This window comes from Desulfobacter sp. (assembly GCA_028768525.1).
Classification (GTDB): domain Bacteria; phylum Desulfobacterota; class Desulfobacteria; order Desulfobacterales; family Desulfobacteraceae; genus Desulfobacter.
The window spans coordinates 1,241,420-1,256,749 of sequence record CP054837.1 but is presented as its reverse complement, the minus strand read 5'-3'; the positions used below and the strand labels follow the sequence as shown (position 1 = coordinate 1,256,749).

At 54.3% G+C, this 15,330-nt stretch carries 12 protein-coding genes; 10 read left to right on the top strand and 2 right to left on the bottom strand.

The features are described 5' to 3' along the window. Window position 1: 1 nt before the first annotated feature. The 10 genes from HUN04_05760 (at window position 2) to HUN04_05715 (ending at window position 13,893) form a co-directional block, all read left to right on the top strand. Window positions 2–3,007 carry a phosphoribosylformylglycinamidine synthase gene (locus tag HUN04_05760; GenBank protein ID WDP89263.1) on the top strand — a complete coding sequence of 1,002 codons (3,006 nt, stop codon included), beginning with the start codon at window positions 2–4 and terminating at the stop codon, window positions 3,005–3,007. Continuing rightward, entirely contained in the window at window positions 3,004–3,828 is an 825-nt protein-coding gene (locus HUN04_05755; protein ID WDP89262.1) for a phosphoribosylformylglycinamidine synthase subunit PurQ, read from the top strand. The genes HUN04_05760 and HUN04_05755 overlap by 4 nt, the downstream gene beginning before the upstream one ends. A 19-nt stretch (window positions 3,829–3,847) precedes the next feature. Beyond that, window positions 3,848–4,543, top strand: a complete 696-nt coding sequence (locus HUN04_05750) for a DUF554 domain-containing protein (GenBank protein ID WDP89261.1) — start codon at window positions 3,848–3,850, stop codon at window positions 4,541–4,543. A gap of 2 nt (window positions 4,544–4,545) precedes the next feature. Next, window positions 4,546–5,202: an endonuclease III gene (locus HUN04_05745; GenBank protein WDP89260.1), complete on the top strand. Its 657-nt coding sequence runs from the start codon at window positions 4,546–4,548 to the stop codon at window positions 5,200–5,202. Between the two features lie 352 nt (window positions 5,203–5,554). Then, a complete protein-coding gene (locus tag HUN04_05740) occupies window positions 5,555–7,027 on the top strand; it encodes a TolC family outer membrane protein (protein WDP89259.1) in 1,473 nt (490 codons plus the stop codon). Between the two features lie 148 nt (window positions 7,028–7,175). Next, window positions 7,176–7,835, top strand: coding sequence for a transglutaminase-like cysteine peptidase (locus HUN04_05735; protein ID WDP89258.1), 660 nt, complete (start codon window positions 7,176–7,178; stop codon window positions 7,833–7,835). Window positions 7,836–7,839: 4 nt separating this feature from the next. Continuing rightward, window positions 7,840–9,792, top strand: a complete 1,953-nt coding sequence (locus HUN04_05730; GenBank protein ID WDP89257.1) for an EAL domain-containing protein — start codon at window positions 7,840–7,842, stop codon at window positions 9,790–9,792. 1 nt (window position 9,793) lies between these two features. Continuing rightward, complete coding sequence (locus tag HUN04_05725; protein WDP89256.1) at window positions 9,794–11,947, top strand: type I secretion system permease/ATPase; 2,154 nt, start codon at window positions 9,794–9,796, stop codon at window positions 11,945–11,947. Next, window positions 11,944–13,275 (top strand): HlyD family type I secretion periplasmic adaptor subunit, encoded by a 1,332-nt coding sequence (locus HUN04_05720; GenBank protein WDP89255.1) that lies wholly within the window; start codon window positions 11,944–11,946, stop codon window positions 13,273–13,275. The genes HUN04_05725 and HUN04_05720 overlap by 4 nt, the downstream gene beginning before the upstream one ends. Window positions 13,276–13,281: 6 nt before the next feature. Further along, window positions 13,282–13,893 (top strand): response regulator transcription factor, encoded by a 612-nt coding sequence (locus tag HUN04_05715; protein ID WDP89254.1) that lies wholly within the window; start codon window positions 13,282–13,284, stop codon window positions 13,891–13,893. Window positions 13,894–13,950: 57 nt separating this feature from the next. On the opposite strand, the gene HUN04_05710 is transcribed toward HUN04_05715, so the two are convergent. Both HUN04_05710 and HUN04_05705 read right to left on the bottom strand, forming a co-directional pair. Beyond that, complete coding sequence (locus HUN04_05710) at window positions 13,951–14,190, bottom strand: hypothetical protein (protein ID WDP89253.1); 240 nt, start codon at window positions 14,188–14,190, stop codon at window positions 13,951–13,953. 226 nt (window positions 14,191–14,416) lie between these two features. Further along, window positions 14,417–15,328: a proline dehydrogenase family protein gene (locus HUN04_05705; protein ID WDP89252.1), complete on the bottom strand. Its 912-nt coding sequence runs from the start codon at window positions 15,326–15,328 to the stop codon at window positions 14,417–14,419. Window positions 15,329–15,330: the final 2 nt, after the last annotated feature.

Below are 15,330 nucleotides of genomic sequence, written 5' to 3'. Positions count from 1 at the left end.
GATGATTTCAAATATCGAAGTTGCACTAAAGCCGGACCTGAGGGATGCCGAAGGGTCTGCACTGGTAAAAAAGGCGGATTCCTATTTTGGAATCAAAATGGACAGGGCGCGGTGTATCCACATTGTGACCATCGAATCTGACCTGGACGGGGCGGAACTTGAGCGTGCCAGGGAGGAGATTTTCACCAACCCGGTGACCCAGGTATCAAGTCTTTCTCCTCTGGATATGGACTTCGACTGGTGCATCTGGATCGGATTCCGGCCCGGTGTAAAGGACAATGCCGGTGCCACGGCCATGGAGGCGGTAAAGGATGTGCTGGGCAAGGAATTTACCGGCGACGACGGCATTTACACCTCCAAACGGTATTGCCTGAAGGGCCGTGACCTGAGCCGGGAGGATGCGGAGAAGATTGCCGCAGAAATTCTTTCCAATGCCATCATCCAGCAGTTCAAGGTTTTTCACAAGGATGAGTGGGATAAGGCTGTGGGCGCAGATGTGAAGCCGGCCAAGGTGATTCTCAACCATGAGCCCTGTTTTGACATCGTCAATATTGACAGCAACGAAATGCTGGCACAAATCTCCGACGAGCGGAACCTGGCCCTGAACCCCAAGGATATCCCGGTGATCCGGGAATACTTTCTGGATGAAAAAGTGCTGGCCGACCGGGCAGAAGTCGGGCTTTCCAAACCCACGGACGTGGAACTGGAATATATTTCCCAGGCCAGATCCGACCATTGCAACCATAATACATTCAACGGGATATTCCGCTACACCGACGCCGACACCGGTGACACCGTGGAAGAAAACTCCCTGTTCAAAACCTATATCAAGGATCCCACCCTGGAACTCAAGGATAAAAAAGAGTGGGTGGTTTCCGTTCTCTGGGACAATGCCGGGGTCGGTACCTTTGACGAAGAAAACAATTACGTGGTCACCGGCGAGACCCACAACTCCCCCTCCAATATGGAGGCCTACGGCGGGGCCATCACCGGCATCGTCGGCGTATACCGGGACCCCATGGGTACGGGGCTGGGCTCCAAGCTGTTCATGGGCAGTTTCGGATACTGCGTGGGGGATGTAAATTACGACGGCCCCCTGAAACCGCCGCTGCACCCCCGGCGCCTGCTGGACGGGGTCATCGAAGGGGTGAAGGACGGGGGCAACAAGAGCGGGGTGCCCACTACCTTCGGGCAGACCCTTTTCGACCACGGCTATATGGGAAAATCCCTGGTCTTTGTTACGGCCCTGGGGATCATGCCCAAAACCGTCGACAACCGGCCCAGCCACGAGAAAACCACCTCCCCGGGCGAGCTGATCATCATGAGCGGCGGCCGGGTGGGCAAGGACGGCATCCACGGGGTGACCGCCTCCTCGGAAAGCTATTCGGAAAATACCCCGGCCGGCCACGTCCAGATCGGCGATCCCTATACCCAGAAAAAAATGCATGATTTCCTCCTGGTCTGCCGGGACGAGGGGCTGATCACCTTTATCACGGACAACGGGGGCGGAGGGCTTTCCTCCTCCGTCGGCGAGTCCGCCATGCTGTCCAACGGCTGCGAGGTCTGGCTGGACAAGGTTCCCCTCAAGTATGAAGGCCTGGACATGTGGGAAATCTGGATCTCCGAGTCCCAGGAGCGGATGACCATTGCCGTCAAACCCGAACACCTGGACCGGTTCATGGCGCTGTCCGCCCTTCACGAGGTGGAGTCCACGGTCATCGGCCAGTATACGGATACAGGTAAGCTCCATATTAAATATAAGGATGAAACCTGTGCCTATGTGGATATGGACCTGCTGGACAAGGGATTCCCGGCCTGGGAATTTGATGCGCTCTGGACCTCGCCTGAAACCCGGGGGCTCACCGAGCCGGTGATTTCCACCCCCACTGATTTCAACGGCATCATGGAAGATATGCTCTCCCGGCCCAATATCTGCTCCAAGGAATGGATCATCCGCCAGTACGACCATGAGGTCCAGGGCGGGTCCGTGGTCAAACCCCTTGTCGGGGTGAACCACAACATCCCCTCGGATGCTTCGGTGACCCGGCCGGTGCTGACCAGTGAAAAAGGCCTGGCATTCTCCCAGAGTCTGCTGCCCTGGTATTCCAGGATCGACGCCTATCATATGATGACCTGTTCCATTGACGAGGCGGTGCGCCGGCTGCTGGCCGTGGGCGGGGCCTTTGACCACATCGGCGGCCTGGACAATTTCTGCTGGCCCAATATCGGGTATGATCCCAAATCCAATCCCGACGGCAAATTCAAGGCCGCCCAGCTGGTACGGGCCTGCCGGGCTCTGAAAGACGCCTGCATGGCCTATGAGATCCCTCTGCTTTCCGGAAAGGATTCCATGTATGTGGACGGGCATCTGGAAGGGGAGTTCGGTGAGCGGACCAAGGTTTCCGCCCTGGAAACCGTACAGATCTCCGCCACCTCGGTATTGGACGATATTGCCAAATGTGTGACCCTGGATCCGAAAATTTCCGGTGACCTGGTCTATGTGCTGGGTGCCACAGGAGATGAACTGGGTGCCTCTGAATACTATGACATGTTCGGCAAAACCGGGGTCAACGTTCCCCAGGTGGATTTTTCAGGGTCCCGGGTGGTTTACAAGGCCCTGGAAAAGGCAATAGACAAGGAACTTGTGGCCTCCTGCCATGCCGTGGCAAGGGGGGGGCTGGGTATCCATCTGGCCATGAAGGCCATGGCCGGCGGCCTGGGTATGGATATCGATCTGTCCAAACTCCCGGTAAAAGGGGAGGGCGTCCTGGGCCATGAAGCCGCTCTGTTCAGCGAATCCGCCGGCCGCTTTATCCTCACCATTGCCCCGGAAAATAAAGAGACATTTGAAAAATTATGCAAAGGCCTGCCCTGTGCCTGTGTGGGATCGGTAACCGATACCCATGACCGGCTGGCTGTAAGGGGGGAAGGCGGCGCAACACTGGTGGACCTGTCCATCACCGCCCTTGACCAGGCATTTAACAAGACCTTTGGAGAGATGATATGAAAACGGTAAAGGCGCTGATACTGACCGGTTTCGGCCTGAACTGCGACAATGAAACCGCCCTGGCCTTTGAAAAGGCGGGGGCCCAGGCCCACAGGGTGCATATCAACACGTTGATTTCAGGAGAAGAACGCCTGGAAAACTACCATATCCTGGCCTTCGGCGGCGGCTTTTCCTGGGGCGACGACCACGGCGCCGGGGTGATCCAGGCCCTGAAGCTGAAAAATAATATCGGCAAAGACCTGCTGGATTTCGTGGCGGCCGGAAAGCTGGTCATCGGTATCTGCAACGGGTTCCAGGCCCTGGTGAACCTGGGTCTGCTGCCCGGGCTGGACAATGACTACACCAAAAGATCCGTTGCCATCACCTTTAACGACTGCGGCAATTTCAGGGACCACTGGGTCCGCCTGGCACCCAACGGGGAGAGCCCCTGTGTGTTTACCAGGGGCCTTGATGCAGTGGATTATCCCATCCGCCACGGGGAGGGTAAATTTGTGGCCGACCCGGCCGTGATCGACCGGCTCATTGAAAACAACCAGGTGGTCTTCCAGTATGCCCATGCCGACGGGAAACCGGCCAATGGCGCGTTCCCGGCCAACCCCAACGGGGCCATGGCCGATATCGCCGGGATCTGCGATCCCACGGGCCGTATTTTCGGACTCATGCCCCATCCAGAAGCCTACAACCATTTCACCAACCATCCGGACTGGCCCCGGCAAAAAGAGCAGGCCAAACGCCAGGGGAAAACCCCGGGCGGTGATGTGGTGACGGGCATCCGGCTGTTTGAAAACGGAGTGGAATATATTAAAGCGACCCTTCTCTAGATAGGATCTGAATCTCATCATGCTGGGAACCTTTGTAAACTGCCTGGCCATCCTGGCCGGGACCGCCGTGGGGATGCTGTTTCGCAACGGCATCCCCGAACGGTATAATCTCACCGTTATGCAGGCCGTGGCCCTTTCCGTTATGCTCATCGGCATCAAAAGTGCCCTGGGCTGCCCCGACCTGCTCGTTATCATCATCAGCCTGGCCGCCGGTGCCCTGATCGGGGAATTCATCGGTATAGAAGCCCATCTCAAGCGGCTGGGAGATTTCCTGGAACGCAAGTTCTCCAAACCCAGTTCCGGAGAGGCCTCACTGTCTGCCGCATTTGTCACCGCATCCCTGCTTTTCTGCGTGGGCTCCATGGCCATTGTGGGGTCCCTTGAGAGCGGTCTGACCGGCAACCACAGCACCCTTTTTGCCAAGTCCTTTCTGGACGGGATTACCTCCATCATCCTCACCGCATCCCTTGGGGTGGGGGTGGGGCTGTCCGCCCTGGCCGTGCTGGTTTACCAGGGGGCCATTACCCTGGCCGCCGGCATCATGAAGCCCTTTCTGATTCCTTCGGTGGTCAGCCAGATGTCCGCCACCGGCGGCCTGCTCATCCTGGCCATCGGTCTGAATATGCTTCGGGAGAAAAAGATCGCCGTGGGCAATATGCTGCCGGCCATTTTTCTGCCCCTCATCTATTACCTGGCCACCACGCTCTTTGCCTGATCATGGCTGTTGATATTTCCAGGTTTTTAGAGATCCTTAAGGTAGAGGTGGCCGGTTATACCGTGCCCGTGGTTGATCTCATCGCCGTTCAGACCCGGTCTCCCTTCAAGGTCCTGGTGGCCACCATCCTTTCTGCCCGGACCAAGGACGATGTAACGGCAAAGGCATCTGAACGGCTCTTTCGGGCGGCTCCCGACGCCGAATCCCTTTCCCGCCTGACCGAGGCCCGTATCCAGAAATTAATTTTCCCGGTGGGGTTCTACAAGTCCAAGGCCGGGTATCTGGCAAAGCTCCCCAAAGCCCTGGCGGCATTCGGCGGAAATGTCCCTGATGAAATCGCGGATTTGATCACCCTTCCCGGGGTGGGGCGAAAAACCGCTAACCTGGTCCGGGCTGTGGCCTTTGACAAAGATGCCATTTGCGTGGATACCCATGTCCACCGGATCATGAATATCTGGGGATACGTAAAGACCAGAACGCCCCTGGAAACCGAAATGGCCTTGCGGAAGAAACTGCCGCGTCAACACTGGCGAACGGTCAACGGCATACTGGTCGCTTTCGGCCAGGGCACCTGCCGCCCGGTGGGGCCCCATTGCGATGTCTGCATCCTCGGCACCGACTGTCCTAAAAAAGGGGTAACCCCAAGAAAAACCAGATAATGCGCCCTTGGCCGTTCCGGCCTTTTCCGGGGCAAATCCATAAAAAAAGAGTCTGTTTTTTGGGGTGTGGCATTTTTTTCTTAAACCCGATTAGTTTAGACTTGACAATCCACAGGGGATAAAATAAGCCTGTAATCTACAACAATACCGTCATTTTAGTGTATTGATCATCTTTGTCATTTACGTAGTATCGGATTCTGTTTTGACTTTCCCGGGCGGAATAATTTCGAGGAGACAGCCGCGGGTATCCATGAATGAAAGGAAGGGTATGATGACGCATCGGACGAGGTTAGTAAAGGTTGTTTTGATCTTTTTGACATTGGTTTTTGGTGTGGTAACCGGGAGCCAGGCCATGGAGGCGTTGAGCCTTGACCAGGCCCTGAAAACCGCCGCAGGGACAAACCCCCAGATCAAGGAGGCCCTGGAAGATTACCAGAGCATTGTGGCGGAACGGAAAATCGCCAGAAAGGGATACCGGCCGACCCTGGGGGTTGAGGCGTATACCGGCCCTAAATATACCAACGGCGTGCCCACTGGTTTTGAGTCGGACAAGCTGTGGGAGAATTCCGCCACCGCCTATATCCGCCAGAACCTGTTCGAAGGGTTCGGCACCCAGTCTTATATCGACGAAACCGAAGCCCGGATCAAATCCGCGGCCTACAATGTTTTGAATACAGCAAATACGGTGTTTCTCGGTGTGGCAGAGGCCTATGTCAACGTGCTTAACGCCAGGGACCAGGTGGCCATTGCCGAGAAAAATGTGTTGACCCAGGCCAGAATTCTTAAACAAATCAAGGAGCGGTCGGATTCCGGGTTTGGCAGGGCGTCGGACCTGACCAATTCCGAGTCCCGCCTGGCCCTTTCCCGGGGCAATTATATTTCCCGGCAGCAGGACCTTAACCAGGCATTGACCAAGTTCCACCGCCTTTACGGCCGGGTGCTCACCCCGGAGCAGTTCATCATGCCCGAGACCAATTATGCCCTGCCGGAAAACGTCCAGGAGGCTGTTGACACCGCCTTTGGCAATCATCCCGCCCTTGGGGTGGCACGGTACAATATCATTGTGCGCAAATTTTCCAGGGAAAGGGCAAAGTCTGCATTATGGCCCAGGCTGGATCTCTATCTCAGTTCCAATATCCGGCAGGATACCGGAGGGGAACGGGGGGAAACCAAGGATTTCGGCGCCGCGCTTCAGCTGAAATATGAGCTTTACGACGGCGGGGCAAGATACGGAGAGATTGAGAAAAATTACAGGCGGATGCTCAAGGAATACCAAAAGGCCTATGACGAGCGCAGAAATGTCAATGAAATGGTCCGTCTGGCCTGGAACATCCAGGTGGCTGAAAAGAATAAGAAAGATTTTCTCACTGAGCATGTCCGCCTGAGCCGGAAAACCCTTGACGAGTTCATTGAAGAGTTCCATGCCGGCAAACGGGACCTTCTCGAAATCCTGGATATGGAAATCGAGTTTTACAGGGCCCAGTCCTCTCTCATTGAATCTGATTATGCCTATCTTTTGGCATACTACAGGACGGTTCAGGCCATCGGCACCCTGCTCGGCGAATTCAATTCCGATCTTTCCGAAGCGGTCGGCCTTACAAATGAGCCTGGGTTTGATATCCGTTCCTGCGGCGAGCTGGCCGGCGAAATGGGAATCGATGGGGTCGTGACGGACCAGGACGGAGACGCCGTGGACGACTGCGGAGACCAGTGCGATAATACTGCAGAAGGCGCGGGCCTCGAAGCCTTTGGCTGCAGCAAGATCGACCCTTCCGAATCCGGTTATGACATACCCAAGGAACTTAAACCCTATATCCAGAATTAAATGCCGCTGTATACGCCGGGAACCGCCTCAAAAGCGGTTCCCGGCTTGTCCATGGCCTCCTTTCCAAAATACGGTCCCCCAAAAAATAGATGTTGCATATATGTATGCGGCCAGGTAGTCTTAAAGGTCTTAAATTGAGGGCAGGGAGATGAGAAAGACCCGGATTGGTTTTGCCGTTGCCGTACTCTGTCTGTTCTCCGGAATACTCTGGGGAACAGATTCCCTGTTTTACGTTAAGCCGGAGCGATTGGACCGGTATGAGAAAACCTATGGACCAAGAGCGGTAAAACGCCTCAATGCCCTGCTGAAATTAATGAATACCCGGCAGGACAATTCGGAACGGGAAAAGCTGGATGCGGTAAACCGGTTTTTCAACCAGGTGCCATACAGGAGCGATATCAAGGCATGGGGGAAAACCGATTTTTGGGCCTCACGGCTGGAGTTCCTGGGCAAGGGCATGGGAGACTGCGAAGATTACGCCGTGGCCAAATACCTGACCCTGATTCAGCTGGGGGTTCCCCAGGAAAAACTGTTCATGACCTATGTCCGCGCCAGGGGATTTGCCCGGGCCGCCCATATGGTGGTGTCGTATTATACGGACCGCAGAGCGGTTCCCCTGGTTTTGGATAATTACGATAAACGGATTCTGCCGGCCACCCAGAGAAAAGACCTGGTTCCCGTTTACAGCTTCACCGGCCGGGACCTGTTTCTCCAAAAGCAGAAGGGGCTGGGGAAACGGGTTGACCCGTCAAGGGTGAAAAGCCTGAAGCGGCTGAGATCCATTGATCTTGAAATACACAAGGGATGAAGATATGAGTTTATTCAAGCAGATCATGATGTTTATTACGGCCCTGCTTTTCCTGGTCCTGATTATTGTTTTCGGTATTCATTTCAATGCATCCAGGAATTTTGTGGAAAATGACCTCTATCAGCGTGCCAAGAATTCGGTCAATTCCCTCTCCCTTTCCCTGGGCGATGTCAGCGATGATGTGTATCTGATGGAAACCACGATCAATGCCATGTTCGACGGGGGGCATTTCAGGAAGATCGTGCTCATGGATGCGGATAACCAGGTTATCTATAAAACCGAAACGCAATTGTCCATTGAAGGCGTACCCGGGTCCTTTATCCGGTTTCTTAACCTCCAGTCCCCCGTCGCCGAAGCCGTGGTTTCAAACGGGTGGAATATTGTGGGCAGCCTGCAGGTCCAGGCCCATACCGGTGAGGCCGTCATCCGGATGTGGGACATATTTAAGGATCTTGGTCTTTCGTTCTGCCTGATCTGGGGCGGATGCCTTGTGGTCAGCGGCATTATGCTCAAACTGCTGCTACGGTCGCTGGACCTTATCCGGGCCCAGGCCGAAGCCATCGAGGAAAACCGGTTTATCATCAATCCCCATGTGCCGTTTACCACGGAGTTTAAGAAGGTGGCACTGCAGATGAATAAGATGGTGGGGACGGTTCAGAATAATTACGACCGTTCCCTGGAAACCATAAAGGAGGCCAAGCGGCTCAGGTTCCGTGACCGGGTGACCGGGTTGTATAACAAAACCTATTTTGTGAACCGGATTGAGGCCTATATGAGTTCCCAGGAGGCGGTTTCCCGGGGGGAGGCCGCCCTGGTCGGCCTGGACGGCCTGGTGGAACTGAAGGGGACGGCCGGCTATGAAATCAGCGAAGCATTTATAAAAGAGGCGGCAGAGGTGATTGAGACGACTGCGGCCCATATTGACGGGCAGGTGGTCACCCGGCTCAACCATACGGAGTTGGGGCTTATTCTGCCCGGTATCGGCGGAAATGAGGCCATGGAGATTGTGGTGAATGCCCTGGCCGGAATCTGGGAAAAAATCGGGGCGGACACGGCCCTGTCGGATCACATCAGGATATCGGCGGGGCTGGCGGCCTACCATTATGAAGAGGGGGCATCAAGGATTTTTTCCAAGCTGGATTATGCCGCCACCCAGGCAAAGAATTCTTCCCGTACCCGTCCTTTCCATTTCCGGGAGGAACGGGACTGCCTCATGGGCCGCCAGGAATGGAAAGCGTTGATCCGGAACACCCTGGACCTGGACCGGTTTGTCTTCCTATGCCAGCCGGTCCGCACCGGGGAGGGCCCGGTTTTTCACAAAGAGATATTTATTGCCATAACCGATGAACTGGGCGCTTTGAAACGGGCTGGCTTTTTTATGCCCACGGCAACGGAACTGGGTCTGGCGCAGGAGATTGACCGGCATGTCATCGGCCGGATGGCCGGCCTGCTTGAAGAGAGCGCCGGCGATGGTACGGTATACAGCATTAATATCAGTACGGATTTCATTGGGAAAAGAAGTGCATTGATCTGGGCCAGGCAATTTTTATCCGGCCATAAGCACCTGGCGGACCGGCTCTTTTTTGAGATTTCAGAAAGCGCCCTGGTCAGGTATCCGGAGATCTGCCTGGATTATGCCGGCCTGCTTAGGGGCATGGGGTTTAAGCTTGGCATTGATAATTTTACCATAGGAGATGAGTCCCTGGCCATGCTCCAGCAGCTCACCCCGGCCTATATCAAATCCGATGCCGCATGCCTGTACGATGCCCGGGACCCCTCCCGGTCTAAAATTGCGCTGGGCATGCTGCAGACCATGGCCGAAAGCCTGGATATCCGGCTCATCGGTACCAGAATAGAAACCTTAGATCAGCTTGAAGACCTTAAGGCCGCAGGCATCCGGTATTTCCAGGGAGATCATGTGGGCGGGATTCAGGCACTGGAGCAGGATGCCGGATAAGATGACAGAGAAAATGACGGATATGGACCCTCTGCTGGCCTGCCTGGCCACCCTGACCAAGATTGAGAACCAGCCGGTCAGCCCCGAGGCCCTGGTCAGCGGCCTCCCATTTGACCCCAGGGATGACAAAAAACGCCTTTTTTCCATCGGCAACTCAAAGGCAAATTTTTCCAGGGCCGCCAAGAACGCCGGATTCCAGTCCGGCCTGTTCAAACGGAAACTTGTGCAGATCCCAGCGGTGGTCCTGCCGGCCATTCTTCTTTTAAAGGATGAAAAGGCCTGTATACTGACGGCCATGGACCATGGCAGCGGTACCGCAGAGATCATCTGTCCGGATGTGGACGAGACCCCCACTGCCGTGGAGATATCCACCCTTGAGAAGGAATACATTGGATTTGCCTTTTTTTTGAAGAAAGATTATCTGGGCAAACGGGTTGAGGAATTCTCCGCCGGGGAGCGGGATAAAAAGCGGTGGTTTTTTTCCACCCTGCTTCGCTTCAAGGCGATTTATATCAATGTGCTGGTGGCCAGCCTATTTATCAATATTTTTGTGATTGCCGGCCCCATGTTCACCATGAGCGTCTATGACCGGGTGATCCCCCACAATGCGGTGGATACCCTTTGGATGCTTGCCGCCGGTATCCTTGTGGTCTACCTGTTTGATATCATACTCAAATTCCTGCGGACCTATTTTCTGGAAGTGGCCGCCAAAAAGAGCGATGTTATCCTTTCTTCGGTGCTTTTTGAGCAGTGCATGAATATGAAAGTAAAGGATAAACCCAATTCTGTGGGGGCATTTGCCAACAATATTAAAGATTTCGATACCATTCGCTCCTTTCTGTCTTCATCCGTGGTCACCGCCTTCATTGAACTGCCCTTTGCCGCCCTTTTTCTTCTGGTGATATATACCATCCACCCCCTGATGGTTCTGGCACCGCTGACGGCCATTCTCCTAAGCCTCATTTACAGCATTGTCATGCGGGGACCCCTGAAAAAGGTGATCGAAACCACCCAGGGGGCGGTGGCCCGGCGAAACGGAATCCTGGTGGAGTCTTTGTCCAATCTGGAGACCATAAAGGCCTTTAATGCGGCCAGTTCGGTCCAGTGGTTCTGGGAGGAAAGCACCGGGGATATTGCCCAGCGCAGTATTAAGTCCAGGGTGATGTCCACCTCTCTGACCACCATTGTGGCCTTTTTGTCACAGATTTCATCGGTGGCCGTGGTGGTCCTGGGGGTCTTTCTCATTAAAAAAGGGGAATTGAGCATGGGCGGGCTCATTGCCGTAAATATCCTTTCCGGCCGGAGCATCGCCCCCATGTCCCAGGTGGTCTCTCTGGTCTCCACCTTCCAGCAGATGGCCGCTTCCCTGAGATACCTCACCGAACTGATGCAGCTGGATGTTGAACGGCCCGAACACAAGCTGTTTGTCCGGCGCCCCGTATTCAAGGGGGACATTGAGTTCAAGGGGGTGGGGTTCTCCTACCCGGATGAAACCCGGCCGGCCCTGGCGGATGTGAATATCCGGATCCGTTCCGGGGAGCGGGTGGGGATCATCGGTCCGGTGGGATCGGGCAAATCCACTTTGGGAAGGTTATTGCTGAATTTTTATGAACCGGCGTCGGGCAGCATTTCCGTGGACGGCATTGATATCAAGCAGATTGATCCTGCAGACCTGCGCCATAATTTTTCATATGTGCCCCAGGATGTGACCCTGTTTTCGGGCACGGCAAGGGAGAATATTGTGTTTAAGGCGCCCCATGCCGGTGATGCGGATGTGATCCGGGCGGCAGCCATCGGCCTGGTGAATTCCTTTTCCGATACCCATCCCAAAGGGCTGGACATGCAGGTGGGGGAACGGGGAGGAAGGCTTTCAGGGGGACAGCGCCAGTGCATCGGCATTTCCCGGGCCTTTATCCATGCCGCCCCCATTGTTTTACTGGACGAGCCCACCAATGCCATGGATTACGCCACCGAAACCCGGATTGTGAAGAATCTTGCCCAGGCCAGCCGGGGACGCACCGCCATCGTCATCACCCATAAACCATCAATGGTGGCCATTGTGGACCGGCTCATCGTCATGGAGGGGGGACGGGTGGTCATGGACGGCCCCAAGGAAGAGGTACTCCGGCAATTGGGGGGAGGGCCGAAAAAATGAGAAAACCAAGGTACTCTTCCCGGGATATCGAATTCATGAACAGCCTCAACGGGGCGGTGCTGGAAAAAAGCCCGGTCAAAATGACCCTGTTGCTGTATATTATTGCCGGTTTTGTGACGGCCTGCATTGTATGGGCCAATTTTGCCCAGATCGACGAGATGACCCGGGGATTCGGCAGGGTGATTCCCTCCTACAAAATTCAGGTCATCCAGAACCTTGAAGGGGGCATCGTCAAGGAGATCCGGGTCAATGAGGGGGACAGGGTAAAAAAAGGACAGGTGCTGGTGGTCATTGACGATACCGGTGCGGGCAGCTCCTTTGAGGAGAATAATATCCGGATTATAGGACTGAAAGCGGCCAGTGCCCGGCTGAACGCCGAGGCCTCGGGCCGGCCTTTCAAGGTGGATAAGGCAATGGCCGCCGAATACCCGGAAATCGTCATTGAGGAAAAGAAACTCTACCTGGCCAACCAAAAGAAAATAAGGGCAGAGGAAAATGTTCTGGCCCAGCGGCTCCGCCAGAAGAAGATCAGCCTGTCTAAGGCCAAACAGAGCATAAAACAGTTGAAACTGAGCCAAAAGATGATCCAGAGGGAGATGGAACTGACCGAACCCCTGTTTAAAAAAAATCTGGTGTCGGAACTCGAATTCCTCCAGGTGAAACAGAAGGTTGTGGACAACCAGCGTGAACTTCTGGCAGAGACCAATGCCGTATCTTCATCCAAGGCCGAGATTGCCGAAGTTGAGGAACAGATCCGGGACCTCAAGGCGGAATTCGCCCTCAACGCCCAGGCGGAGCTGAGCCGCACCGTGGCCGAGATCGAACGGCTCCAGCGGGGGCGGGTGGCCCTGGAAGACCGGGTGAGGCGGACCCATGTGCGTTCCCCGGTCAACGGTACGGTCAAGCAATTGCTCATCAATACCCAGGGCGGTGTGGTGACCCCGGGGATGGATATCCTTGAAATCGTTCCCACCGATGACAAGCTTCTGGTGGAAGCCAAGGTGCGGCCTTCTGATATCGCCTTTCTCTATCCGGGCCAGAAAGCCGTGCTTAAAATCACGGCCTATGATTTTGCCATTTACGGCAGCCTTGAAGGGAAGGTGGTCCACATCAGTGCGGACACCATTCTGGACCCGGCCCACCAGGAGGAATTCTACCTGGTGAATATCAAGACCGACAAAAATTATCTGGGTACAGAGGACAATAAAAAAGAAATTATTGTGGGGATGACGGTCCAGGCGGATATTGTGACCGGAAAGAAGACGGTGCTGCAATATATCATGAAACCGATTCTCCGCGCCAAATACAACGCATTCAGGGAAAAATAGGCGGCCATGCTGGTGTTTACAGGCGACAAGGGGTTTGTTGAAAGATTGCAGGCAATTCTGGGGGAGCGTAAGATCAAAGCCGTAGCTGATAAGGCGGCTATGCCCTACATGGCAAAGGGAAGCGAGATGATGATCCTGGATCTGGAAACAGGGTTTAGCCCCGATGCCGGATTCCAGGGCAGCGCCCCTGCTTTTTCCTGCCCCTGTCTGGCCCTGTCCAATGTACCTGAGTATGAGGAGGCCGCCCGGCTGCTCCGGTACGGGATCAGGGGATACGGCAATAAATACATGCAGGGGGAAAATTTCCGCCAGGCCCTTTCGGTGGTGGCGTCGGGACAGATGTGGCTGATTCCTTCCATCTTAAACCAGTTTATCCAAAACATGGCGCTGCCTGCCGGAAACACGGCCGGGGGGGAGGGCAGCAGATTCTGGGACCAGGTTTCCAAGCGGGAAAAGGAGGTGGCCGGCCTTGTTGCCAAGGGGCTCTCCAACCAGGAAATTGCCGAGGCCATGTATGTTTCACTGAGAACCGTTAAGGCCCATCTGACCAATATCTTCCGGAAAACCGGCTGCAGGGACCGCATGGAACTGGCCCTGAAAGTGAATCGTCTGAAATAAAAAAGCCCCCGGACAAGGTGATTGTCCGGGGGCGGTGGTTTGGTTGTCAAGGGGCTGTTACTGCAGTTGTTCTCTCATGGTGATATCGTGCCTGAGTTCCTGGATGGTTTTTTTACCCAGTTTCCGGTCATGCCTTTCGGCGTTGAGGGTGGCGCACACCCTTTTAAGCTTCTCTGCATTCCCTTCAATCCCGTTCCGCACATCGCTGGAGAGATTTTCAATGCAACTATTATATTGTCTGTTCAATCTGCGTCTGACTTTGAATTCTTCGTGCCGTCTGACTGCTCTGTCTCTCATGGCAACTCCTTTCATATAATAGTGTAACTGGTGTAAGCAGACCCCCTTTGCCGGTGACAAAGGTTATCTCTTAAGGAAACCATAACCAGTTTTGTGCGGGTTTGCAAGGGAAGGAGTGGAAAAAGTTTGACAAAGCTAAAAGAAAACGGGTGAGCTAATTATTTGCATCACCAATAATTATCCCACCCGTTTTTATTAATGTCCAGCGGATTTTAAAAAAAGTATGTTAACCGCGGCCCAGCATGGCTTTGAGGATATGACTGACCATGGCCGGATTCTCTTTGAGGCGCCGGGTGGAGTAACCAAACCATTGTTCTCCGAAGGGGACATATACCCGGACAGGATGGCCGGCATCCACAAGTTTCTGGCGCTGTTTGGGGGTGACCCCGTAGAGCATCTGGAATTCGTACTTATTCTTGGGCACCTCATATTTTTCAATGAGTTTCTGGGCGCCTTCGATCAGAGGCTTGTCGTGGGTTGCAATGGCGGGGTAGACGCCGTTTTGGAACATAAACTCAAGGTCTTCAAGGTAGTGGGCGTTGATTTCGTGGTAGTCTTTATAGGCGATGCTGGGGGATTCAACATAGATGCCTTTGCAGAGCCTGAAATTGAGTTCCGCCTCATCGGATTTGAGATCCAGCATGCTTTCGATATCCTGGCGGGTCCGTTTCAGGTAGGCCTGGAGAACAAGGCCCACATTCCTGGGAAATTCCTTTTTCAGTTTTCTGAAAATTTCAATGGTGTCGTCTGTGCAGGGAGAGTTTTCCATGTCAATGCGGATAAAATTATCGTAGGATGCCGCTCTCTTCACCATGTCACGCATGTACTCAAAACAGGTTTCCTTGTCTATCAGCAGGCCGAACATGGAGGGCTTGAGGGAGTAGTTGCCGATGACATCGGTCTGTTCGATGGTGTCAATGAGATCAATGTATTCATCTCTGTTTGCCTTGGCCTGGTGCATGTTCTGGATGAATTCTCCGAGAATGTCCAGGGTGACCATGGTTTTTTCCCGGTTCAGGGCCTTTGAGGCATCAATGGCGTCCTGGGTGCTTTCACCGGCAATATAGTTTTTGGAAAACTGCCAGATGAATTTCTGGGGAAAATAGGGAAGGGCTTGGCTGATAATTTTATTTAACATGG